Source organism: Nocardia otitidiscaviarum (assembly GCF_007362295.1).
In the GTDB taxonomy this organism is placed as follows: domain Bacteria; phylum Actinomycetota; class Actinomycetes; order Mycobacteriales; family Mycobacteriaceae; genus Nocardia; species Nocardia otitidiscaviarum.
On sequence record NZ_CP041695.1, the window covers coordinates 5499197 to 5522538 of the forward strand.

26 protein-coding genes are annotated in these 23342 nt (G+C 69.4%); 8 read left to right on the forward strand and 18 right to left on the reverse strand.

Annotation, left to right across the window (positions count from 1 at the left end; translation table 11 throughout):
* Window positions 1-63 precede the first annotated feature (63 nt).
* The gene (locus FOH10_RS24620; RefSeq protein WP_228808054.1) at window positions 64-252 is read left to right on the forward strand and encodes a hypothetical protein; all 189 of its coding nucleotides are present in this window, start codon (window positions 64-66) and stop codon (window positions 250-252) included.
* Window position 253: 1 nt separating this feature from the next.
* Here FOH10_RS24620 and FOH10_RS24625 read toward each other — a convergent pair whose 3' ends face one another.
* Window positions 254-1057, reverse strand: coding sequence for a nuclear transport factor 2 family protein (locus FOH10_RS24625; protein WP_143982514.1), 804 nt, complete (start codon window positions 1055-1057; stop codon window positions 254-256).
* A 118-nt stretch (window positions 1058-1175) separates the two neighbouring features.
* On the opposite strand from FOH10_RS24625, the gene FOH10_RS24630 reads away from it, so the two are divergent.
* Both FOH10_RS24630 and FOH10_RS24635 read left to right on the forward strand, forming a co-directional pair.
* Window positions 1176-1721: a YdcF family protein gene (locus tag FOH10_RS24630; protein WP_143982515.1), complete on the forward strand. Its 546-nt coding sequence runs from the start codon at window positions 1176-1178 to the stop codon at window positions 1719-1721.
* Window positions 1722-1830: 109 nt separating this feature from the next.
* On the forward strand, window positions 1831-3423 hold the full coding sequence (locus tag FOH10_RS24635; protein ID WP_221937867.1) for a GMC oxidoreductase: 1593 nt from the start codon (window positions 1831-1833) through the stop codon (window positions 3421-3423).
* A gap of 13 nt (window positions 3424-3436) precedes the next feature.
* Here FOH10_RS24635 and FOH10_RS24640 read toward each other — a convergent pair whose 3' ends face one another.
* From FOH10_RS24640 to FOH10_RS24680, 9 genes are read right to left on the reverse strand one after another with little or no spacing between them, the layout of a single operon-like run.
* On the reverse strand, window positions 3437-4003 hold the full coding sequence (locus FOH10_RS24640; RefSeq protein WP_143982517.1) for a hypothetical protein: 567 nt from the start codon (window positions 4001-4003) through the stop codon (window positions 3437-3439).
* A 13-nt stretch (window positions 4004-4016) separates the two neighbouring features.
* Window positions 4017-4973 carry an MlaD family protein gene (locus FOH10_RS24645; protein ID WP_143982518.1) on the reverse strand — a complete coding sequence of 319 codons (957 nt, stop codon included), beginning with the start codon at window positions 4971-4973 and terminating at the stop codon, window positions 4017-4019.
* Window positions 4970-6031 carry an MlaD family protein gene (locus FOH10_RS24650; RefSeq protein ID WP_143982519.1) on the reverse strand — a complete coding sequence of 354 codons (1062 nt, stop codon included), beginning with the start codon at window positions 6029-6031 and terminating at the stop codon, window positions 4970-4972. Before FOH10_RS24650 ends, FOH10_RS24645 begins: the two co-directional genes overlap by 4 nt.
* On the reverse strand, window positions 6028-7113 hold the full coding sequence (locus tag FOH10_RS24655; RefSeq protein WP_143982520.1) for an MlaD family protein: 1086 nt from the start codon (window positions 7111-7113) through the stop codon (window positions 6028-6030). The genes FOH10_RS24650 and FOH10_RS24655 overlap by 4 nt, the downstream gene beginning before the upstream one ends.
* Window positions 7113-8129 carry an MlaD family protein gene (locus FOH10_RS24660; protein ID WP_143982521.1) on the reverse strand — a complete coding sequence of 339 codons (1017 nt, stop codon included), beginning with the start codon at window positions 8127-8129 and terminating at the stop codon, window positions 7113-7115. Before FOH10_RS24660 ends, FOH10_RS24655 begins: the two co-directional genes overlap by 1 nt.
* Window positions 8126-9121 carry an MlaD family protein gene (locus FOH10_RS24665; RefSeq protein WP_143982522.1) on the reverse strand — a complete coding sequence of 332 codons (996 nt, stop codon included), beginning with the start codon at window positions 9119-9121 and terminating at the stop codon, window positions 8126-8128. The genes FOH10_RS24660 and FOH10_RS24665 overlap by 4 nt, the downstream gene beginning before the upstream one ends.
* Entirely contained in the window at window positions 9118-10137 is a 1020-nt protein-coding gene (locus FOH10_RS24670; RefSeq protein ID WP_228814594.1) for an MlaD family protein, read from the reverse strand. The genes FOH10_RS24665 and FOH10_RS24670 overlap by 4 nt, the downstream gene beginning before the upstream one ends.
* Window positions 10138-10154: 17 nt before the next feature.
* Complete coding sequence (locus tag FOH10_RS24675; RefSeq protein WP_029926564.1) at window positions 10155-11021, reverse strand: ABC transporter permease; 867 nt, start codon at window positions 11019-11021, stop codon at window positions 10155-10157.
* Window positions 11018-11863 carry an MlaE family ABC transporter permease gene (locus FOH10_RS24680; RefSeq protein ID WP_029926563.1) on the reverse strand — a complete coding sequence of 282 codons (846 nt, stop codon included), beginning with the start codon at window positions 11861-11863 and terminating at the stop codon, window positions 11018-11020. Before FOH10_RS24680 ends, FOH10_RS24675 begins: the two co-directional genes overlap by 4 nt.
* A 369-nt stretch (window positions 11864-12232) precedes the next feature.
* Between FOH10_RS24680 and FOH10_RS24685 the strand changes: the two genes are divergently transcribed.
* Entirely contained in the window at window positions 12233-12460 is a 228-nt protein-coding gene (locus FOH10_RS24685) for a hypothetical protein (RefSeq protein WP_039810794.1), read from the forward strand.
* 3 nt (window positions 12461-12463) lie between these two features.
* On the opposite strand, the gene FOH10_RS24690 is transcribed toward FOH10_RS24685, so the two are convergent.
* Window positions 12464-13555, reverse strand: a complete 1092-nt coding sequence (locus FOH10_RS24690; RefSeq protein ID WP_143982524.1) for a calcium:cation antiporter — start codon at window positions 13553-13555, stop codon at window positions 12464-12466.
* A 91-nt stretch (window positions 13556-13646) separates the two neighbouring features.
* Between FOH10_RS24690 and FOH10_RS24695 the strand changes: the two genes are divergently transcribed.
* Window positions 13647-14372, forward strand: a complete 726-nt coding sequence (locus tag FOH10_RS24695; protein WP_029926555.1) for a VIT1/CCC1 transporter family protein — start codon at window positions 13647-13649, stop codon at window positions 14370-14372.
* A gap of 7 nt (window positions 14373-14379) precedes the next feature.
* Here the strand turns inward: FOH10_RS24695 and FOH10_RS24700 are convergent, their stop codons facing one another.
* From FOH10_RS24700 to FOH10_RS24710, 3 genes are all read right to left on the reverse strand, one after another.
* Window positions 14380-14784 (reverse strand): DUF3597 domain-containing protein, encoded by a 405-nt coding sequence (locus FOH10_RS24700; protein ID WP_143982525.1) that lies wholly within the window; start codon window positions 14782-14784, stop codon window positions 14380-14382.
* Window positions 14785-14816: 32 nt separating this feature from the next.
* The gene (locus FOH10_RS34975; RefSeq protein WP_186000577.1) at window positions 14817-15305 is read right to left on the reverse strand and encodes a hypothetical protein; all 489 of its coding nucleotides are present in this window, start codon (window positions 15303-15305) and stop codon (window positions 14817-14819) included.
* A 177-nt stretch (window positions 15306-15482) separates the two neighbouring features.
* On the reverse strand, window positions 15483-15986 hold the full coding sequence (locus tag FOH10_RS24710; RefSeq protein ID WP_143982526.1) for a nuclear transport factor 2 family protein: 504 nt from the start codon (window positions 15984-15986) through the stop codon (window positions 15483-15485).
* 121 nt (window positions 15987-16107) lie between these two features.
* Between FOH10_RS24710 and FOH10_RS24715 the strand changes: the two genes are divergently transcribed.
* Window positions 16108-16995, forward strand: coding sequence for a LysR family transcriptional regulator (locus tag FOH10_RS24715; protein WP_143982527.1), 888 nt, complete (start codon window positions 16108-16110; stop codon window positions 16993-16995).
* Between the two features lie 12 nt (window positions 16996-17007).
* Here FOH10_RS24715 and FOH10_RS24720 read toward each other — a convergent pair whose 3' ends face one another.
* Both FOH10_RS24720 and FOH10_RS24725 read right to left on the reverse strand, forming a co-directional pair.
* Complete coding sequence (locus FOH10_RS24720; protein ID WP_039810774.1) at window positions 17008-17616, reverse strand: NAD-dependent epimerase/dehydratase family protein; 609 nt, start codon at window positions 17614-17616, stop codon at window positions 17008-17010.
* Window positions 17617-17649: 33 nt separating this feature from the next.
* Window positions 17650-18408, reverse strand: a complete 759-nt coding sequence (locus FOH10_RS24725; protein WP_143982528.1) for an enoyl-CoA hydratase-related protein — start codon at window positions 18406-18408, stop codon at window positions 17650-17652.
* Window positions 18409-18496: 88 nt separating this feature from the next.
* On the opposite strand from FOH10_RS24725, the gene FOH10_RS24730 reads away from it, so the two are divergent.
* Complete coding sequence (locus FOH10_RS24730) at window positions 18497-19195, forward strand: PadR family transcriptional regulator (protein WP_308212891.1); 699 nt, start codon at window positions 18497-18499, stop codon at window positions 19193-19195.
* A 195-nt stretch (window positions 19196-19390) separates the two neighbouring features.
* Entirely contained in the window at window positions 19391-20584 is a 1194-nt protein-coding gene (locus FOH10_RS24735; RefSeq protein ID WP_143982529.1) for an FAD-dependent monooxygenase, read from the forward strand.
* On the opposite strand, the gene FOH10_RS24740 is transcribed toward FOH10_RS24735, so the two are convergent.
* Window positions 20581-22608: an MDR family MFS transporter gene (locus FOH10_RS24740; RefSeq protein ID WP_143982530.1), complete on the reverse strand. Its 2028-nt coding sequence runs from the start codon at window positions 22606-22608 to the stop codon at window positions 20581-20583. The two genes, FOH10_RS24735 and FOH10_RS24740, sit on opposite strands and share 4 nt — an antisense overlap.
* A 61-nt stretch (window positions 22609-22669) precedes the next feature.
* Entirely contained in the window at window positions 22670-23335 is a 666-nt protein-coding gene (locus FOH10_RS24745; protein ID WP_221937868.1) for a TetR/AcrR family transcriptional regulator, read from the reverse strand.
* Between the last annotated feature and the right edge of the window lie 7 nt (window positions 23336-23342).

The following is a 23342-nucleotide window of genomic DNA, read 5'->3' on the forward strand; positions in this document are numbered from 1 at the left end:
CAGTTCGCATACGGACGCGTGTCGTCGATCTTCGCTGGAAGTTTTCCGATAAGGATGGGAAGGGTGAATTGCCCCTCCTGCTCCTGGCCCTCGCCCGCTTCCGCCGTCTCCGGTCACCGTGGTGTGCGCTATCTGCGCTGCGTCTGCGGGCAGTGGTTGATCGCGGTGCACGGCAGAGTGGTGGGCACCGCCGGGGGCAGCACCTTCACCGGCACCGATGTGGTGAACGAGATCGTCGGAGCGAAGCGGTGATTCAGCGCACCAGGTAGATTCGCGCCGCCTGCACGCGGGTGCCGTGCTCGGTGAAATCGAGTTCCGCGATGCCGCGACCGTCGGGAGTGTCGACGGTCGCGGTGACGGTGCGGCCCGCCGCGATGGGTTTGCGCCAGCGTAGCCCGGTCGCCCGCACGGCGAAGTCGTCGACCGACATGCGGTCTCCCACCGGCCATTCCAGCCGCGCCACCGGCGCGAGCACCGTGCGTACGCCCGTGGCGTCGCCGCGGCCGGCGGCGTCGAGCAGGCGCGCCGCGGCTCGCTTGCCGCCGGAGCCCACGCCACCTAACGCCCGCAGGAAACCGAGCGCGCCGCCGACGCCCTGATTGCCGATCAGCTGCGGGCCCAACTTCATTCCGGCCCTCATACCCGGCACACCCGCGCCCAGCAGTCGCGTGATCATGCCGGGCAGTTCCCAATGCGCGCGCAAGGCAGCGATTCTCAGTCCGCCGTCGCCCTCGGCGATGTCGTAGCGCAGATGCATGGGCACCGGCAGCGTGACGCCGGTCGACATGGTGGTGTGGATGGTCAGATCGCGGAACACCGTCATGCCGCACACCACGTCGTGGTCCACCTCGAAGGCGATGTCGTTGGGCGCGATGAAGGTGTCGTAGAACCGCTCCAACGCCGCCCGTCCCCGGTGCGGGCGGGAGCCCACCGGATCCTCCACACCGGCGCCCTCCGCGAACAGGTCCACCCAGGCGGACCGGTCGTGGGCGGCGACCGCCTTCGGGGACGCCTCGACGGTCGCCAGCAGCTGCGCAGCAGTCGGATTCGCGGACACGATTCTCCTCCACGGTGTTGAGCTGGGCCGATGGTACCGGGCGGTAGGCCCGGAGGGAACGCGCGGGGAGGCGGCGGGGAGTCAAAGGGGCTCGGGGACAGTCGGTATCGTCGGTACCGTGCCCGCGTTCCGGCGAGCCGTCGCCACCCTCGTCGTACTGGTCGCCCTGGTTGTAGGAATCGGCGTCGCCGGGGTGCCGGTGTTCGTCCATCCGCAGGTGGACCCGCTGCGGCCCGCCGACGCCATCGTGGTGCTCGGCGGCACGGCCTACGAGCGCTTCGATCTGGGCCTGCGGCTGGCCCGCCAGGGCTACGCGCCGGAACTGGTCATCTCGCGATCCACCGGCATCGACGACCACGTGATGGACCGCTACTGCGACGGGACGTTCGACTTCCGGGTGTCGTGCTTCGTGCCCGACCCGTGGACCACCCAGGGCGAGGCGCAGGAGATCGCCCGGCGGGCCGACACCGGGCACTGGCGGCACATCATCGTGATCACCTACACCCCGCACGTCTCCCGCGCCCGGTACATCGTGGGCAAGTGCTTTCGCGACGAGTTGACCATGGTGGCCAGCCCCGCGGACTCCGGTCCGCTGTTCTGGGCGTGGATGTACGTGCGCCAGTCGGCGGGGTACGTCCGGGCGTTTCTGCAGCCCGGCTGTTGAGCCGGGTGAAAGATGGGCCACGAACGCGCAATCGAGCGGTTACGATGAGCCCGGACAGTCACTGCGCGTCCGTCTCGGGGGTGGATGCGGGGATCGGAAGGACATTCCGGTGCGTATCGACGACCTGCGGGGGTTGCGGGACGAGGAGCTCTCCGCCGATGTCTGCGTGATCGGTTCCGGACCGGCCGGGTTGACCATCGCCACCGAACTGGCGGGGTCAGCGCTGCGGGTACTGGTGCTGGAGAGCGGAGGCCGCGCGGAGCAGCCGGATACCGAGGAGCTCAACGACATCGACAATGTCGGTGCGCCGCGCTCCCTACCGCACCGCCATGCCCGCAATCGGGTGCTGGGTGGCAGTTCGCACACCTGGGCCGGGCGCTGCGCGCCCCTCGACGAACTGGACTTCGCCCGGCGGGAATGGATTCCGGACTCCGGCTGGCCGATCGGCGCGAGCGATATGGAACCGTATCTGGAGCGGGCGGGCGCGCATCTGGGGCTCGGACACGGGGTCGGGTTCACCGACGACCGGTTCTGGGCCCTGGCCGGACGTTCCGCGCCCGCGGCCGAACTCGACCGGCGCTGGCTGCGCCCCTACTTCTGGCAGATCAGCAAGGACCCCGCGGATCCCTTCGACTGCAAGCGTTTCGGCAGACATGCCCCGGCGATCTCCGCCGCGAATGTCCGAGTCGTCCTGAATGCCACCGTGGCCCATATCGATACCGATCCGGACGGAACCCACGTGCGGGCGCTGCGGGTCCTGGACGCCGAGGGCGGCGAACGCCTGGTTGTCGCCCAGCGAATCGTGCTGGCGGCCGGGGGACTCGAGAATCCGCGCCTGCTGCTGGCCGCCAACCGCATCGTGCCCGCCGGACTGGGCAACCGGCACGACATGGTCGGCAGATATCTGCTCGACCATCGCTGCGGCGCGGTCGGGACGCTCGATCCCGCCACCTCCGCCACCGCACGCGACCGCTTCGGCAAGTACGTCGTGAAGGGTCGCGGCGGGAAGCACACCTTCCTGCACGGCGTCGCGCTCTCCCCGGCGATCCAGGAAAGCGAGGGACTGCTCAACTGCGCCCTGTGGATTCAGGAGGTGCCCGCCGACGACGACCCGTGGGAATCGGTCAAGCGGCTGCTGCGGGGACAACTGACCCTGCGGGATACGCGCATCGTGTCGGCCCATCCCGGCCTGCTGCTGTCGGGGGTGCGCCGCCGCCTGGTGCACGGCACCGGACTGCCGCGCAAACTCGCCGAAGTGGAACTGCGCTGCATGGTCGAGCAACAACCCGATCCGGACAGCCGGGTCACCCTGAGCGACAAGGTGGATCGGCTCGGCATTCCCCTGGCCCGGGTGGACTGGAAGGTGCACGACATAGAGGACGCCACCGTCCGGCGCACCGCCGCCCTGGCGGCCGGCGAGTTCGCGCGCCTCGGCTTCGATCCCCCGCACCTGCACCGATGGGTGTGCGAGAACAGTTCGGAGCCGGTGCAACTCACCGACTGGGCGCACCCCACCGGCGCGACCCGCATGTCCGCCGACCCGCGCACCGGTGTGGTGGACGCGCGGTGCCGGGTGCACGGGATGGACAACCTGTATATCGCGGGCAGCTCCGTCTTCCCGACCAACGGGCACGCCAATCCCACACTCATGATCGTGGCGTTGGCGATCCGGCTCGCGGACACCCTGCGCAAGGGGTGGTGAGGGAGCCCGGCCCCTACTTCTGCGGCAGCGTCATATCCATGCCGCCGACGTCGGCGATCGTCCAGCCGTCGGGGTTGACCGTCACGTTGTAGGTGACGGTGGTCTTGACGCCCTGGGGATTCTGGGCATTGGTGCTGGTGACATCGAGGAAGACGTCGACGAGGTACGCGTCGCCGTCCCGACCGGTCACCTTGGCCGCGATGGGCGTGGCACTGGAGGTCCACTTCAGGACGGTGAGCGCCTCGGACAGCTTCGGCCCCGCCGCGTCGAACTGCTCGGACAGCTTGCCGGTGGTGTTCGCCTTCAAGCGGCCCTGCCAGGCGCCGAGATCGGCGAAGTCGATATTCGACGCGCCGACCGCGTAGTCGGTGGCGACCTGCTCGGCGTGCTGCTCGGCGGCGGTCGCGGCATGGATGTCGTCGAGGTCGCCACGCGCCGACAGCCACAGGCCGGTGGTCACGACGGCCACCGTGACGAGCACCGCCGCGACGGCCCCCGCCACCAGGGTGGACACCGGCAGCGACACGGTCTTGCGCGCGGTCGCCGCGGTGGCGTCGCGCTTCTCGGCGTCCTCGGACATCCGCTTCCTCCTACTACTTCACAGTCACCCGCACGCGCACGGCACCGTCACCGGTGTCGGCGAGCGCCTGCGAGATCAGGGTGCTGATATCGATCTGGGGTCCCGTACTGCGCACCGCGTCCGCCAGGGGTTGCAGGGCGGGTGCGAGGGTCTTCAATTCGGGTCCGGCCTGCTGCAACCAGTCGTTCAGCCGGGCCAGGAAGGTAGCCAGCCCGTTGTCGGCCAGATACGCATCGGGTCCGGGGGCACCGTCGACCAGTCTACCGACCGCCTCGACCAGGGCGGTCAAAGCATGCGAGAACTCGACGAATGCCGGGGCGGCGGCTCCCGTGGCCTCGCCCATACCGTCGATATCGGCCGCCGCGGCCTGGAAGCTGTTCAGTAGCTGGGCGATCTTGGGCTCCCGGCTCATAATGGCCGCGGCCAGCAGATCACCGGACCGCTGCAGGGCGGGCATGGCGCCGTCGGTGCCGATGAAGGCCTCGCCCAGGGTGCTCACCAGGGAACCGACCGCCTCCGGGTCGAGCTGGTTCATGGTCTTGGTGACCAGCCGGGCGACCTCCGGAATGGACAGCGGCGGACGCACCGCGGAGGCGTCCAATCGCTGGCCGTCGGCGAGATACGGGCCGCCGGGGCCGTTGGGCCGGAACTCCACATACGGTTCGCCCAGCGCCGACAGGTGTTCGATGACGACGGTGCTGCCGGTCGGCACCCGCCGATCCGCGGCCACCCGGAAGCGCACCTCCACCCCGTCGGCGGTGCCCCGCACGGCGGTCACCTCACCGACCTCGACACCGGTCAGCAGAATCGGCGAACCCACCTCGAGCGATCCCGAATTCGGCAGCACCATGGCGGCGTCGGTGAACTCCGCGAACGGATCCGCCCGCACCACACCGAAGGTCAGATAGCTCGCGCCGACCACGGTGACGACGCCGATACCGGCCAGCGAGGCCAGCGATCCCCATTTCATCGCACGGCTCCGATCATGCGCAGGGTGGCGACCATGCGATCCACCTGCTCGTCCTTGCCGACCGAATCCACCGACACCCCGGTGACATTCACCTTCGCGCCCTGTTCGAAGAACGGAATCACCTTGTCCCGCAACAGCGCGATGAGCAGATTCAGATTGCCCGGCGCGGACAGATCCAGCGGCGCACCCGACACCGCCAGCGGCACGAACGCCTGCGCGGCCGCATCACCCGAGGTGGCGATGGGGGCCAGCCAGGTCAGCGAGGTGCCCAGCGTGCCGAGCGCGGTGAACAGGCCCGCCACCCCGTCGATGGAATGGGTGATGCCGTTCATCTGGTCCACCGAGACCTGGCTCAGCTCATGGTCCAGGAAGCCCATCTTGTCGTGCAGCACCTGCGCATTGGTGCCGAGTCCGTCGAGCAGCAGATCGACCTGGTCCAGGTTGGCGGCCAGGTCGACGGCGTCGGCGGCGAGCACCTGCGCGATCCGCTTGGTCTCGGCCGGATCCTGCGGCAGCACCGCGTTGAACCGGTGGATGATGTCCTGGAGTTGGTCGATCGCGCCGCCCTGGGTGAAGGTGGCCAGCGCGGCCATGGTGTCCTCGAGCTGCACCGGCGGCGCGGTGCGCTCGAGCGGAATGGTGCCGCCGTCGGACAGCAGATCGCCGAAACCGTCGGTCGGAGTGGTCAGCGCCAGATGGATGTCGCCGAGTACGGTGTTCTGCCGCAGTTCGGCCACGGTGGTCGCGGGCAGCCGCACCGCGCGGGAGATGTCGACATCCACCACCACGTAGCCACCGCGACCGGCGGGGGCCTGCGCGGCGTCCACCACCCGCACCCCGGCCACCGTGCCGACCATCGCGCCATTGGCGATGACCTTCGCCTTCGCGGGCAGATTCAGCACATTGTCGAACTCGATGTGCAGCCGATAGGTGGGCCCCGACACCGTGGTGCCGGGCACCGGCACCGAGGCGGGATCGAAGCCACAGCCGCCGACACCGGCCAGCAGCGCCGCCGCCAGCACCGCGATTCCGGTGCGGCGCAAGAATTTCGCCGTCATCGCGCACCCGCCGTTCCCAGCACCAGCTGAACCAGAGAAATCTCGACCATGCCGTTCGCCGCGCTCGCGCACCGACCGGGTGCGACGGCGTCGATCGCCGCGCACACCTGCTCGGCGTCCGGCGCGGGCAGCGCCACCCGCGGCGACCCGTAGGTGATGCCGTCGGAACCGGTGACCGCCTGCGCCACCGAGGTGATCACCGGCAGCTTGCGCACCACCTCCGACAGCGAGCCGATATTCGCGCGCAGCAGCCGCACCATGGGCACGGCGTCGTTGAGCGCGTCCATGATCGGATCGCCCGCCAGCACGACCAGGTCGTTGAGCATCGGCAGCACCGCGCCGAGCCGGTCGATCAGCACCGCACCGGGACCGATCAGCTCGTCGCTGGCGATGGTGAGCGCCGGAGCCAGCCGCAGCAGCATGCTGCGCAGATCGCCCCAGTGCGTCTCCACCTTCTCCGCCACCGAGGCGAAGGAGTCGAAAATGCCCACCAGATGCGCGATATCGGCGTCCGGTGCGGCCATGGCCGCACCCAGCTTGTTGACGATGTCGTTGATCTCGCGGCCGGTGCCCCGGGTGGCGTCGTCGAGCGCGATCAGGCCGCGGCCCAGCGCGTCCGGGGCGTCGGGGCGCTGGATCTCGGCGGACAGATCCGCCAGCGCGGTCAGCGTCTCGGTGATGCTCTTGGGGGTGAGGGTATTGGTGATGGGCCGGGCCGGGTCCCACAGCGCCCGATCCGCACCGCTGGACAGCACCGCCAGATTCCGGTCGGCCACAATCGATTCGGCGACGGTGGTGGCGGCGGCGTCGGCGTACACCGGATGGTCCGCGTCCACCGAGAAACCGACGGTCACCTTGCCGTTCTCCGGCTCGACCGAATCCACGGTGCCGACCGCGATGCCGCGCATGGTCACCTTGTTGCCCACGTACAGGCCCACCGCGTCGGGCATGATCGCGGTGTAGGAGATGGTCTTCTTCATCGGGTCGAAGATGACGACATAGCCGACCAGGGCGACGAGCACGATCACCAGCGCCCCGGCGACCGACATGAACGCCTGCGATCCGAGCATCCGCTTGAACATCAGCAGTCCCTCCCGGGCAGCGGTACGCAGATGGCGGCGGGCGCGGTGATGGTCTCGCCGGACCGGTCCACACCCACCCCGCCGTCGGGAATCACCAACTGCGACAACTTGTCCTGCAAACCCTGCGCGGCGGTGAGCATGGGCTGGAATTCGCCGCTGAGGCCGCGCAGTGCCGCCACCGCGTCGGTGACCCTGGTCTTCAGCTGGTCGTTCCACACCGGCCCCAGCACGCCCACCCGGTCGAGCACGCCGCTGAGCAGCCGGATCGCCTCGGCCATCTCGGCGTGCTTGTCCAGCAGTACCGTGACCAGCAGGTTGGCATTGTCCATGAGGCGGCCGAGATCGGTCTTCGCGCCGTCGTACATGCGCACGTACTCGTCCAGCACCGCGACGGCGTTCGAGACCTGGGTGCGCTGCCGGTTCAACGCGTCGACGTAGGTGCCGAGCGTGTCCAGGGTGGTGCGCAGGGTGTCCGGCGCGGTCTCCAGCGAATCGCCGAGCGCGGTCAGATTGCGGTGCAGCGAGTCACCGTCGAGCTGCTGCAACGGCGCGGCGGCGGCCTGGAAGGTCTGGATCAGGCTGTAGGGCAGCCGGACTCGGTCCGCGGGGATCGGGGCGTCGCCCAGCGGCTGCTCCCCCGCCGGGAACATCGCCACGTAATGGCCACCGACCACGGTGAGCATGCGGATGTCCAGCGAGGTCTGGTCACCCACGAACACATTGGAATTCACGGTGAAGCGCATGACGACCCGGTCCGGCTTCAGCTCCAGCGATTCCACCTCGCCGACCGAGATGCCGGCGATGCGCACATCGTCACCGGCCTTCACCGACTGTGCCTCGGTCAATTCCGCCGTGTAGGTGTGCTTTCCGAACGGCACCACGTACAGCGCGCCCACCGCCAGCAGGCAGATGGCGAGCAGGATCGCGCCGACCACGCCGCGGCGCAGCTCCCGGCGCTTGCGGGTGTGGTCGTCGATGACCCTGCTCTCGCGGGGCAGCAGGCTCGACAGTCTCATCCGTTGCACAGCACCACCCGCTGTCCGGAAACCAGCACCTGGAGCAGACCCGGCAGCTCCGCGGTTCCCCTACTGCACTGCGGCGTCCAGCCCGAGGCCGACGGCAGCGCGGCGTCCGCGGCGGCCAGCACCGCGGGCAGCCGCCCGAACACCGCCACCGCCTCCTGCGGATCGGGGAACAGCCGGCGGATCAGCTCGTCCACGTCATTGCCCTCGGCCAGGCCCAGGGTGCGCAGCAGCGAGTCGACGGGGGCCAGCACCGACGGCGCGGTCACCGCGAATTGCGCCAGGCCGCCGATGTTCTCGCGCAGCGATTCGAAGATGTCCGAGAGCCGGGCCAGCAGCGGCACCAGGTGGTGCACCCGGCCGCCGACCTTGTCCGACAGCTCCGACATATTGCGGATCAGGGTGCCGATCACCTGCTGGCGGTTGTCCACATAGGAGGCGAGTTGGCCGATGGCGTCCAGGGCCGGGCCGACGCCGCTGCCGTCCCCCTCGATCACCGCCACCATACTGGCGCTGAACTGGTTGATCGCCTCGGGCGAAATGGTGGCCAGCACCGGCCGCAGGCCGTTGAACAGGCTGGTGACATCGAAGGACGGCACCGTCTGCTCGACGCCGACGGTGGCGTCGGCGGGCAGGCGCACCCCCGGCCGCGGCTGCTGTTGCAGGTCGATGTAGCGCTGCCCGGTCAGATTCTGGTAGCGGATGGCCAGCTTGCTGTTGTCGTAGATGGCCGCGTCGGTCTTGACGGTCAGGCGCACCCGCGCCCGGGTGCCGTCCAGGTCGATGCTGCGCACCTTGCCCACCTGCACGCCGTACATGCGCACGTCATCGCCCACCTTGAGGCCGTTGGCATCGGTGAACAGCGCGTCGTGCGCCTCGGTCTCGCCCGCGACGGGCCGTTCGATGAGCTGGATGACCATGGCCAGCACGGCCACGATCACCACCGCGAACAGTCCCAGCCGCCAGGCGGCGGCCCCCACCTTCATCGGCCACCTCCCGCACCCAGGAGCGGCACCGCCACGGCGGGCACGCCACGCAGATCCACTTCGACATTCAGCACCGGACCGTTCGGGGTGTCCGGCATGGCGGCGCGCAGCCGGTGCAGCAGTTCGGTCAGCTCGGCGGCGGTACGCTGCGGCGCGGGCACCATCTGCGCCAGCACCGACAGGATGGCGGCGAGGGTGTCGGTGGTGGCCGAGAGCTGAGTTCCGGCCTGCCCCAGCGTTTCCGACAGGGTGGGCAGCAGCTTGTTCACCACGATGTCCACGCCGTGGTCGTAGGATTCGCGATCCTGTTGCAGCCGTTCGATACTGCGGATCACGTCGACCACCTCGACCGCCGCGCCCGCGAACCGGCCACCGCCGTCGAAGGCCGGGCCGAGATTGCCGAACAGCTGCGAGGGCGGCATCTTCTGGTTGTCCACCACGGTGCGCGAGGCGGTCACGATGGCCTGCGCCAGCGGCGTGAACGCCTCCACGTCGGCCGCGACCTGCGCAATGACCGTGGCCAGCTGCGGAGTCAGCACCGAATCGCCGACCTGCGACATACTGCGCAGCAGCGAACCCATGGTGGCGTCGTAGACGGCCGCCGACTTGGCGCCGGTGAGGTCGATCTCGGTGCCGGTGCGCAGCGGCGCGCCGCCCGCCCCGCGGCGCAGCTCGATCTCGCTGATGCCGAACAGATTCTGCGGCGCGTAGTCGACCAGCAGCGAGTCGTCCAGACCGTACAGCCGTGACTCGTCGAGTTGCAGGGCGATGCGCTGGGTGCCGCGCGCGGCGGGCGTGATCTCCACGACCTTGCCGACCAGCACGCCGTCCAGGCGCACCTGGGTGCCCGCCAGCACGCCGTCACCGATCTGCTCGGTGTGCAGCGAGATACGCAGTCCCGTATCGGCGGTCATGGCGCGAATCCCGTACCAGGCCGCGGTCACGGCCAGCACCACCGCGACCGCGACGGCTCCCACCTTCATCGCCCGGCCGCGGTCCACCGCGACCCCGGGCATTCCGTAATTCGGCATCCCTACCCCGTGAACGTGATCGCCGAGTTGAAGCCCCACAGCGCGATGGACAGCACCATGTCGATGGCGACGATCGCCACGGAGCTGGCCCGCACCGCCTTACCCGACGCGATGCCCACGCCCTCCGGGCCGCCGGTGGCGAAGAACCCGTAGTAGCAGTGGATGAGGATGACCACGGTGGCGAAGATGGCCACCTTGATCACCGCCGCGATCACGTCGAATCCGGTGACGAACTGGAAGAAATAGTGGTCGTACACGCCCGCGGCGGACCCGTGCACCAGCGTGATCAGGCCGCGGCAGGACAGGTACGACAGGATGAGCGCGATCAGGAAGGTCGGGATGATGGCGACCGCACCGGCCAGCACGCGGGTGGTGACCACGAACGGCACCGAGCGCAGGCCGAGCGATTCGATGGCGTCGATCTCCTCGGAGATGCGCATGGAGCCGATCTCGGCGGTCATCCGGCACCCCGCCTGCGCGGCGAAGCCGATGGCGGCCGCGATGGGCGCGAGTTCGCGCGTTGTCGCGTAGGCCGACACCAGACCGGTCACCGGTCCCATGCCGAGCATGTCCAGGGTGGCGAACGATTCCACCGCCACCGACGCGCCCATGACCAGGCCGAGCACGATCATCATGGGGACGGTGCCGCCGCCCACGATGACCGAGCCGCGGCCCCAGGTCATATTGGTGATGGCACGCATGGTCTCGTCGCGATAGCGCTGCAGCGTCAACGGAATCGACGACAGCACCTGCCAGACGAAGGCCAGCACGAAGCCGAGATTCTCGATGCGGCGCAGAATCAGCCCGCGGCGGCGATAGAAGCGCGCGAACCAGCCGAGTCCCTTGGGGACGTAGGTCGATGTGGTCATGCCAGCCTCGTGGGCAGGAACATGGCGGTGATCTGGGTGGCGACCAGGTTCACCACGACGATGGACACCACCGAGAGCACCACCGCGGCGTTCACGGCGTCGGCCACACCGCGCGGGCCGCCCTTGGCCTCGAGTCCGCGCTGACAGGCGATGACGACCACCAGGAAGCCGAAGATGACCGCCTTCACCAGCGACACCCACACGTCGGCGGTGGTGGCGAAGGAGCCGAAGGTGGCCCAGTAGCTGCCCGGCGTGACGTTCTGGCCGCCGACCGCGACCGCGTATCCGGCGAGGACGCCGACGAAGATGATGAGGATGTTCAACAGCGGGGCCACGAACAGCATGGCCACCATGCGCGGGATGACCAGCCGGTGAATCGGGCTGATGCCCATGGTGTTCAGCGCGTCGATCTCCTCGCGGATGGTGCGCGCCCCGAGGTCGGCGGCGATGGCCGCCGCGCCCGCGCCGCCGAGCAGGAAGCCGGTGGCCAGCGGTGCGCCCTGTTTGATGACGCCGAGTCCGCCCGCCGCGCCCAGCAGCGAATCCGCGCCGAGGGTGTGGATGATATTGCCGACCTGCACCGAGACGATGACGCCGAAGGGGATGGCGATGAGGATCGCGGGCAGCGCGGTGACGGTGATCAGCCGCCACGCCTGGATGATGGCCTCCCGCCACTGGAACTGCCCGCGCGCGATATCGCTCACCGCTCCGGTGACGGTCTCCTGGGCGATACCGGCGGCCCGTCCGAAGGTACGCAGGGAGGACACGACGGTTCCGGAGAAGTTGTCGCGCACGATCCGTGCGGCGGATGGGGTCGGTAGCGACCGGGTGTCGGGCTTCAAATCATTCTTCTCCGTGATCGGCAACACTGCCTGCCATCAAAGCTAATGGTTACGGGCAGTTACAACAAATCGGGTTACGGTGTGACCGACGCCGCCAAGCTACCGGCCGGTATCAACACCGACCACCAGGTCAAGAGGCTATATCCGCATGTTAAGGCGCGTTCTGGAACCTGTTATCAGCGGTAACAGCTATCGCTGTGGCGGATATCACCGCCCCGGCGAACCGCCGGCATCGAGGTTTCGGAGCCCTCGGTCATACCTCGGCCGCGCAGTAAGTGAACTGTCAGCAACCGCGATGGCCGTGGTCAGCGCCGTACGAATTCGCGTGAATCGGCTCCCCCGCACCGCTGGGAGGAGTTCACTGGCGGTGTGGATCAGACAGTGACCGCGATCCTGGGGGCCATCGAAGCCGACGACTGGACCACATTCGCGAAGCTCGTTCACCCCTACGTGCACTGGTCCGAGAGCGGCCACATCACCCGGGGCCGCACCCGGGTGATGGCCATGCTCGCCGGACGTCCGCACAACGGCGATTCGACACCACCCGCCCGCGCCTACGAGCTACGCGACGGACAGGTGTACCGCTGGACCTCGTGAACCTCAGGGGCTGACGGCCAGGAACAGGAAGCCGGAGAACACCACCAGGTGCACACAGCCCTGGAGCAGCGTGGCCCGGCCGGGCACCACCGTGAGCGCGCCGACCACCACCGTCAGCGCCAGCAGCACCATCTGGGTGGCGCCGAGACCCAGCATGAGCGGCCCCTCGATCCAGATCGAGGCCAGCGCGATGGCCGGAATCGTGAGCCCGATACTGGCCATGGCCGAGCCCAGCGCCAGATTCATGCTGATCTGCACCCGGCCCCGCCGGGCCGACCGCACCGCCGCGAGCGCCTCCGGCAGCAGCACCAGCAGCGCGATCACCACACCGACCGCGGACTGCGGCAGCCCGGCCGAGGCGATGGCGGATTCGATATTCGGGGACACGGTCTTGGCCAGACCGACCACGCCGACCAGGGCCAGCAGCAACAGGCCCAGGCTGGCCAGCGCCCGCCCACCGGTCGGCGGCTGTTCGTGCTCATCGTGGACGACGGTGGCGGGACCGCCCTCGACCGGCAGGAAATCGTCCGGATGCCGGACCGTCTGGACCATGACGAAGACGCCGTAGAGCACCAGCGCCGCCACCGCCGCGAAGGCCAACTGCCCACCCGAGAACACCGGACCCGGTTCACTGGTGGTGAAGGTCGGCAGCACCAGGCACAGGGTGGCCAGGGTCGCCACCGTGGCCAGCGCCGCGCCGGTGCCCTCGGCATTGAAGACCGCAACCCGCCGCCGCAACGCACCCACCAGCAGCGACAGACCGACGATGCCGTTGCAGGTGATCATCACCGCCGCGAATACGGTGTCGCGGGCCAGCGATGCCGCCTTGTCACCGCTGGAGATCATGAGCGTGACGATCAGGCCGACCTCGATGACCGTCACCGCGACCGCGAGCACCAGCGCGCCCAGCGGTTCGCCCACCTTGTGCGCGACCACCTCGGCGTGATGCACCGCCGACAGCACCGCCCCTATCAGGGCCGCGCTCACCAGAATCACCGCTGCCCCGTTCAGATCGCGACCCCAGGAAACCGCCAGCACCAGGGCGGCGAAGAGGGGAACGAGCGTGGACCAGTGACGCAGACAGAAGCGGGCCATGCTGTCCAGTTTCGCAGCTAATCCGGTGCATCCGCGGAAAGGAGAGCTTTACCTCGCTTGATTCATAGGAGGAATCACTTAGGCTGCGGTCGTGGACCAGACAACCGGGACGCCGGCACACCCGCACGAACCGCACGGCGAGGGGTTCGCGTCCAAGCTCAACTGGCTGCGGGCCGGGGTGCTCGGCGCCAACGACGGCATCGTCTCCACCGCCGGTCTGGTGGTGGGCGTCGCGGCGGCGACCACGGACGCCACCAATATCCTCACCGCGGGCGTCGCCGGACTCACCGCCGGGGCGATCTCCATGGCGGCCGGTGAGTACGTCTCGGTGAGCACCCAGCGCGACTCCGAAAAGGCGTTGCTGGCCAAGGAGAAACGCGAACTGGCCGAGCAGCCGGACTACGAACTCGCCGAGCTCACCGATATCTACCGGGCCAAGGGACTCTCGGCGGAGACCGCGCGCAAGGTCGCCGAGGAACTCACCGCCCACGACGCCTTCGCCGCGCACGCCGAGGCCGAACTGGGTTTGGACCCCGACGAACTCACCAATCCGTGGCAGGCCGCGCTCTCCTCGGCCGTGGCGTTCACCGTCGGCGCGCTGCTGCCGCTGCTGGCCATCCTGCTGCCGCCGGTGTCGTGGCGGATTCCGGTCACCTTCGCGGCAGTGGTTGTGGCACTGGCCATCACGGGTTCGGTGAGTGCGCGGCTGGGTGGCGGCAACCCGCGCCGCGCGGTGCTGCGCGTGGTGATCGGCGGTGCGCTGGCCATGGCCGTCACCTACGGAATCGGCCAGCTCGCCGGAATCTCCGGAATCTGACGCGCGGTCAGCGACCCGGGTACACCGCCTCGGCCGGGATGTAGTGCTCGGTGCCCGGCGGCTTGGGCACACAGACCCAGTCGCCGTCCCGGAACTCCCACGCCGAGATGACATTGTCGTGCGTGCAGTCGTCACCCACGCGACGGTCGGCCAGGTCTATCGGCGGCGCCACCGGGGTGGGAATCCGCACGGCGGGTGCGGGTTCCGGGGCGGACGCGGTGGTCGTCGGCGCGAGCACGGTCGGGGACGGTGCGGGCGTGCTCGCGGGGACTCGCTCACCGCGCGTTCGCGTGTCGTCGCGACCGGTGAGCAGCATGCCCGCCGCGACGGCGAGCACCAGCACGCCCGCGATCACCACGACCACCGCGAGGGCGCGCGGCGTGATGTCACCATCGCTGTGTCCTTCGGCCATATCTGGACTCCTTCGATGCGCGGCCGCCCGGACTACGGGGCGGGCGGGGGCGGCGGGGGCACCAGCCACGGCGGCAGGAACGGCACCAGCACCTCCGGGACCGGGGGCGGCGGGGGCGGGGGCGGCGGGGGTGCGGGAGCCGGTTCGGGGGCGGGCGGTGGCTCGGGCGCCGGTTCCACGTAGACCGGTTCCGGCGCGGGAGCCGGTTCCGGAGCGGGAGGCGGGGCCGGGGCCGGAGCGGGAGCCGGGGCCGGAGCGGGCGGGGCCTCGGCGGGCGAGCGGGCGGGTTCGGCGGGGGCGGTCCGCGTCGCACTCGACGCCGGGGGCACGGTGCCCTCCTCGGTCCGAGCGTGACTGCCCTCGAACCAGGTCAGCGGATTGCCGCCGAGGACGGCGAAGGTGAGCACCAGCGCCGCCGCGACCATGAGCCCGACGGCACGCGGCGGTACGGCACCGTTGGCGGACACGCCGAGCATGCCCTCGGTCTCCCGGGGGCCGCGCCCCTGTGTGCCGCCTGCCATTGCTGAGACTCCCTCGGTTCCAAGCACCTGCTCCAGTGATCCGAAAAGCTCTTCCCCCAGACGCTACACAGATTTGCTGTGAGACAGCGACAACAGATCCCAAGGCTAATATTCCAGCTGAATATCTATTGCATGCGTTTGCGAGAAATTAGCGCAATGGCATTCGCCGAGCCGTGCTCACGCGCCGAAGATCGCGCGCGGATGACCCTGGTACCAGACATTGTCGATGCGGATGCGCCGCAGCAGCCAGCGTCCGCCATCTCGCACCAGCTCGACGTCGTAGAGGTTCTTCAGCAGAGCGAAGGTGTCGTGCTCGACGGTGAGCAGATGCTGCGCCTCCACCAGGGCGGTGAGGCGTGCGGTGTCACCGTCGACGACGATGCGTGGGTTGGTGACCTGATGGGTGGTATCCACGCGGCCGACGAAGCCGTCGAGGATGGTGGTGACGATGGCGTCGCGACCGGTCATGAGCGGGACGACGCCACCCCACGCCGCGGCGGCCGGCTGGAAATCGAGTTCGGCGTCCACGGCGAAGGCCGAGGCGAACAGCTCCTTGTCCTGGAGATCCTGGCCGAGGCCGAATCGGTACAGCGCATCCAGAATCTCGGCCCGGTCGGCGAGTTCACGAACGGTGGCCTCGGCGGTGCCGGCGGCGAGGGCGCGGGTCTCGGTGACGTACATGGTTCCTCCTGGTGGAGCGTTTATCGGACACCTACAACTTCGCTCGCCACGCGGTCGGGAACAATGAGCACCTGCGCAATGATCATCAAGCTTGGATTAACGATCGAGGGGATGGCCCGGCATGCTGGAGCGGCACGAAATCGAGGCGTTCCTCGTCCTCGCCGAGGAGCTGCATTTCGGCCGCACCGCCGAACGGCTGCGCGTCACCACCGCGCGGGTGAGCCAGACCATCGCGAAAATGGAACGGCGACTGGGGGTTCCGCTGTTCGAGCGCAGCAGCCGCCGGGTGCGGACGACACCGGCCGGGCGGGAACTGTACGCCGAACTGCGCCCGGCCTGGGATCGCGTCACCACCGCCGTGCGCCGCACCATGGACACCGGCCGCGGCCGCGCCGGCACCCTGGAGGTCGCCTTCGTGGACGCGGCGACCGGACAGCTGCTGGTGCGCGCCGCCGAACTGTTCCGCGCACGCCTGCCCGATGTCGCGGTGCGGCTGCGCGAAGCCCAACCGGCACAGGTGATCCCGTGGCTGCACGCGGGAGAGATCGATATGGCGCTGGATATGGTGCCGTTCCCGGCTGAGGGAATCACCGCCGGACCCGACCTCGTCACCGAGGCGCGCCTGCTGGCGGTGCCGGCCGCCCACCCCTTCTCCGCCCGCACCGCGATCACCCTGGCAGATCTGGCGCGGGTCACCGTATTGCGGCTGCCGCCCGAGATCCCCGCGGCCATCCGCGATATCCGCACTCCCCCGGCCACGCCCGCGGGCCATCCGATTCCGGCCGGACCCACCGCCGCCACCTACAGCGAACTGCTCACCCTGGTGGCCGCGGGGCAGGGCGTCTTCCCGATCGGGGCGCACGCGCGCCGCTACAACGCCCGGCCCGACGTGGCGTTCGTCCCCATCCGCGACGCACCGCCGGTGCGCTGGGCGCTGCTGTGGCGCACCGCCGGCGAAATCACCGCGGTCCGCGAATTCGCGCGCGCCGCAGCCGATATCGCGGCGTAGCCGGATCGGACGCTACTCGGCGGGTTCGATATCGCGGGCCGCGCCGTCCACCAGGCGGTAGACGCCCGGTGTCAGGTCGAGCGCGAGCAGAGTGCGGGCGGCGGCCTCGTCGATGTGGATGCGCGGATCGTCCGGCATCCCGTCGGGGTAGTAGGTCCCGGGGCCGTAGAACTGCCCGTACCGCAGCACCACACCGTCGGCCGCCAGCACCGACTCCTCCAGGAACTCCGCGGCCCGCTGCCCCTCACCACCCAACTCCCACGCCACGCTCTGGGCGATGACGCGCGGCGCTCCGGCCGCGGCGGCGGCCGCCAGCAGATTGCGGGTGCCCTCGACGCGAATCCGCGCGTTCGCACCCCGCCCCTCGGCGATCCGGGCCGGATCGTCGGGCAGATCGGTGAGCTGGTGCATGACCAGGTCCGGAGCGTAGGCGACGACGGCATCGGTCAATGCCGCGCCGTCGTACACATCGCAGACCACCGGTTCCGCGCCCGCGGCGCGCAACCCGGCCGCCTTGTCCGCCGACCGCGTCATACCCGCCACCTGATATCCCGCCGCGATGAGCAGCGGCACCAGCCGACCACCGAGGACGCCGGTCGCGCCCGCCAGGAAGATGCGCATGTCACCGACCCTAGGGGACGTGAGGACCGATGATCACTCCGGCCAGACCGGCGCGCGCTTCTCCAGGAAGGCGGCCATGCCCTCCTTGGCGGCGGGGAACTGCGATGCCTGGGCCATGGCCTCGAGCGCGATGTCGTAGGCGTCCGCCTCCGGACGGTCCAACTGCGCGTAGACGGTGCGCTTGCCCAGCGCCTTGCTGGCGCGGCTGCCCCGGGTGGCGCGGGCCAGCAGTTCGTCCACGGCGGCGTCCAGATCCGCGAGCGGCACCGCGCGATTGATCAGGCCCCATTCGGCGGCGGTGGCGGCGTCGACGGGGTCGCCGGTGAGGACGAGTTCCATGATGCGTTTGCGGCCGACCGAGCGGGCGACCGGTACCGCCGGGGTGTGGCAGAACCAGCCGCCCTTGCCGCCGGGCAGGGCGAAGGCGGCGGTGTCGGCGGCGATGGCGAGGTCGCAGGAGGCCACCAGTTGGCAGCCCGCCGCGGTGGCCAGCGCGTGCACTCGGGCGATCACCACCTGGGGAACGCTCTGCACGGTGCGCATGAGCTCGGTGCACAGGTGCAGCAGATCCCGCACACCCTCGAGGTCGCGCGTCGCCACATCGGCGAAATCGTGTCCGGCCGAGAACACCGGGCCCTCGGCGGCCAGCACGATGCCGGTGGCATCCGACTCGCCCGCCGCCCGGAAGGCCGTCAGCAACTCCTCCAGGTGCTGGTGGGACAGGGCGTTGCGCTTGGCCGGGCGGTTCATGGTGATGCGGAGGGTGGATCCGGATCGCTGCACGTCAACCATGCCTTCGCAGGCTACCGGAGCGGGAGTGCGAGCCGCCGGAAAAGCTGAATCGGGGATTGCTTGCCGATGAATACTCGTAGGCGTATATTTGTCTACGAGTAAGGAGGTGAACGGGATGGCCCGCAAGCGCAAGGTCGGCAATCTGCTCGCCCTGGGCGTGCTGTCGGTGCTGGTCGAGCGGCCCATGCACCGCTACGAGATCGCCGCCACGCTCGAGGCCCGCGGCAAGGACCGGGATATGGCGATCAAATGGGGATCGCTGTACACCGTCGTCGGAAATCTGGAGAAGCACGGCTTCCTCGAGGTCGTGGGCAGCGAGCGCGACGGCGCCCGACCCGAACGCGTCATCTATCGCATCACCGCGGCCGGACGCGCCGAACTCGCCGACTGGACCCGTGAACTCATCGCCGAGCCACAGCCCGAGCCGCGCCGCTTCGTGGCCGGGCTCTCCGTCATGTCGGGACTGGCTCCGGACGAGGTGATCGAACTGCTGGGGCAACGCCTCACCAAGCTGGAGGCCGAGATCACCTCCGGCCGAGCGCAATTGGCCGAACACGACGGCACCCTGCCGCGACTGTTCCTGGTCGAGAACGATTTCGAACTGGCCATGCTGGAGGCCGAGGCGGCCTGGGTGCGCGCCCTGCGCGACTCCTTCGCCGACGGCAGCTTCCCCGAGGTCGAGCTGTGGCGGCGCTGGTACGGCGAGGGCGCGTCCCCCGCCGACATCATGGCCGAGGTGAACGACCGGATCGAGAAGGGAGAGCCGACCAGGCCCGACACGAACTGAACGATACGTCCGAGGCGAACGCCCCTGATACCGACCGAGCCCCGACGAGGTGCGGCAACACCTGCGTCGAGGCCCGGGTAACACCGTCTCGAACCGACCCGTACGGGTGAAACCGGATCCGAGTTTGGCAACCACAGGATAACCGGGTTCACCTGGCATGAGCCGGTTCGGGTAGACACACCCGAGGAGAAACCCATGTCCCCCATTCGCACCGCCATCGTCATCGGCGGCGGCATCTCCGGCCCGGTAGCCGCGACCGCGCTCCGCAGGGCGGGCATCGACGCCCGCGTCTTCGAGGCGTATCCGGGTCCGGCCTACGGCATCGGCTCGGTGCTGGCCTTGGCCCCCAACGGGCTGGCCGCGCTGGACATCATCGGCGGAGGTGATGCCGTACGCGCGGTGTCGGCACCCATCCGGCACCAGCTCATGAGCGTCGGCGGCCGACGGGTGGCCGCACCGTCGCTCACCGATGTGGAACCGCTGCACCTGGTCGAACGCTCGACCCTGCACGGCGTGCTGCACGACAACGCGGTCGCCGCCGGGGTCCCGTTCGAATACGGCAGGAGGCTCACCGATGTCGAGGAACACGCCGATGGTGTCACCGCGATCTTCGCCGACGGCACCACCGCCACCGCCGACGTGCTGATCGGAGCCGACGGAATTCGCTCCACCGTGCGCGGGCTCGTCGACCCGAACGCGCCCGGCCCGCGATTCCTGCACATGCTCGGCTTCGGCGCGACGACGAACTGCCCGGTCGAGCTGCCGCCCGAGACCATGGTCTTCGCCTTCGGCACGAAGGCGTACTACCTGTATTGGGCGCTGCCCGACGGTCGCGTCGGATGGGGCGCGAACCTGCCTCACGACCGGTATCTGTCCTTGACCGAGGCCCGCGCCGTGCCCGCCGACCGGTGGCTAGGAATCCTGCGGGAGACCTATGCCGAGGATGATCCGGGTGCGGGACTGGCCGCCGCTACCACCACCGAGCAACTGGAGGTGGCCGGCGCGCTGCACGTCATGCCGTCGGTGCCGCACTGGTACCGCGGCCGGATGGTGCTCACCGGGGACGCGATTCACGCCCCGAGCAACACTTCCGGGCAGGGTGCGTCGCTGGCCATCGAGAGTGCGCTAGAGCTGGCTCGGTGTCTACGCGACATCGCTGATCCGACAACGGCCTTCGCCACCTACGAGGCCATGCGACGCCCCCGGGTGGAAGGCGTGGCGGCCCGGGTGGCGCGGATGAACCGGACCAAGGCGGCGGGGCCGATCGCCCGGCGGGCCATGTACCTGCTGTTGCCGCTCATGACGAAGATGATGGACCCGGAGAAGACCCTCGGCCCCGAGCAGCGGTTCCGGATCGACTGGGACGCACCGGTGCGCGGGGTGCGCTAGGTCCTCAGCGGCAATACATCCGGGCGGTCGGCCTCGTCCAGCAGTTTCGTGGCGATATTGTCCAAGGCCCGGTCCAGCAGGGCGCGATCGTCGGGGTCGCTGAGATCCCAATCCACCAGTTGGGTGTCGAGCCAGGCGCGCCACGCCCCTTTGATCCGCTCGGCTTCGATCCGGCCGGTGTCGGTGAGGGTCAGCCGGTCGCCGTCGATCTCGAGATGGCCGTGCCGTCGCGCCCGCTCGTACAGCGGGGCGATCACTTCCGGCGGGATCCAGTGCGTGCGAGCGATATCCGTGAGCGTCGCGGACCCGCGCAGCCGCTCGTACAGCCGGACCTGTCCCAGCGCCCACGCCTCGTCCGGGGTGAGCGAACTGCCCGCCGCGGCCGCGATCCGCGGTGTGGGGACGGCGTCGTCGCGCAGGCCGCGGATCACCCGCGCGACGGCGTTCTCCAACTGCACCAGGCGATCCGGGGAGTCCGGCACCGAGAAGCCGCCGCCCACATCCGATGCCTCGGCGCGCACGCTGTCGCGCAGCGGAACCTGTTTGAGGAACCACGCCACCAGGAAGCCGAGCACCGCCACCGGCACCACCCAGCGGAACACGTAGCCGATGGATTCGGCGTAGGCGTGCACGATCGGCGCGATCTCGGTGAACGGCAGCCGCCACAGCGTCTCCGGATTCGAAGCGACCTGCGGGGAAACGACTTTCGCCTCCTCCAGCGCCGCCGCCATGTTCGGGGTGAGCTGATTGGTGTACAGGGTGCCGAACACCGTGGTGCCGAAGGCGCTGCCGATGGTCCGGAAGAAGGTCACCCCGGAGGTGGCGGTGCCCAGATCGGCGTACGGCACGGTGTTCTGCACGACGATGGTGAGCACCTGCATGGTCAGGCCGATGCCCAGACCCAGGATCATCATGTACGCCGACTGCTCCCAGAATCCGGTGTTCTCGTCCATGGTCGACATGAGGAACAGGCCGACCGCCATCACCGCGGTGCCGAGGATGGGAAAGATCTTGTACGCGCCGGTGCGGCCGACCACCACACCCGAGAAGATCGAGGTGGCGAAGAGGCCGACCACCAGTGGCAGCGTGCGCAGTCCGGACGCGGTGGCCGAAACGCCCATGACGTACTGGAGGAAGGCGGGCAGGAAGGTCATCGCGCCGAGCATGGCGAAACCCACGATGAAGCTCAGCACCGAGCACACGGTGAAGACATTGCCGCGGAACAGGTGCATGGGCAGCATCGGCTCCTCGGCCCGCAACTCCACCGCCACGAAGGCCGCCAGCGCCACCGCCGCACCGACGAACAGGCCGATGATGGTGGGCGATCCCCACGCGTATTCCTGTCCGCCCCATTCCAATCCGAGGATCAGGCAGGTGACGCCGATAGCGACCAGCGCGATGCCGAGATAGTCGACGATCGGTTTCACCTCGGCGCGCAGCTTCGGAATGAAGCGCGCGGCCATGAGGATCATGAGCACGGCCAGCGGCACGTTCACGTAGAAGCACCACCGCCAGCTCAGATGGTCGGTGAACAGGCCGCCCAGTGTCGGGCCGAGCACCGTGGTCAGGCCGAAGACCGCACCCAGCGCGCCCTGGTACTTGCCGCGTTCGCGCAGGGGGATCACATCGGCGATGAGGGCCATGGAGGTGACCATGAGCCCGCCCGCGCCGACGCCCTGGATGCCGCGCGCCACGATGAGCAGGGTCATGTCCTGCGCCATGCCGGCGACGATCGAGCCGAGGATGAAGATCGCGCCGCTCACCTGGAACACCAGCTTGCGGCCGAACAGATCGCCGAACTTGCCCGCGAGCGCGGTCGCGATGGCCTCGGTCACCAGGTAGGCGGTCACCACCCAGGCCATATGGCCCGCGCCGCCCAGGTCGGCGACGATGGTGGGCAGGGCGGTGGACACGATGGTCTGGTCCAGCGCCGCCATGAGCATGCCGAGCACCACCGTCGCGAAGACGAGGTTCACACCGGCTCGGCTCACGGACGGGGGCGCGGCCACGCTGGCACCGGTCATCGGCCCAGTATCCGAGGCGGCGCGACCGATCTACAGCAACGACACGGCTAATACACCGGTATCAGGCGGCGCGCACGGCGTAGTTCCCCAGCGACGGCTCCAGCAGATCGAAGGCGGTGCCGATACAGCCGAGGATCGCGGTGGCGACAGTGTCGTCGTCCTCACCGGACAGCGTGCGGCGCAAGGTTTCTTCGAACAGTGCCCGGTGCACGCCGCCGAGTTGAGCGGCGGCGATCCGCGGCGTGATGTCGACCGCGCCGTCCACGCCGGTCTCCGCGGCCAAGGTCTCGGCGAGGGCGCGCTCGCGCTCCTCGTGAAATTCCCGCAACCGAGCCACCAGGGCCGGGCTGCCGGTGATGAGGCGGGCGAACTCCAGGCCGGAGAAGCCGACCACCGGGTTCCGAGCGGCGGCGTCGGCGAGATAGGCGCGACGCAGCGCGGCCAGGGCGGATTCACCCGCGCGCCGCTCCCGCACGGTGCGGGCGAGTCCGCTCACGAACTCGTCGTGCAGATCCAGGACGAGGTCTTCCTTGCGGGGGAAGTAGTTGGTGACGGTCATCTTCGCGACGTCGGCCGCCGCGGCGATCTCGGCGATGGTCACCGGGTCGAAGCCGCGTTCCAGGAACAGGCGGGTGGCGGTATCGGAGATGTTCTGCCTGGTCTGCAGCTTCTTGCGCTCCCGGAGGCCGAGCGGGGCCGCCGTCGGAGTCGGAGTCCGTGTGCTCATACCGATC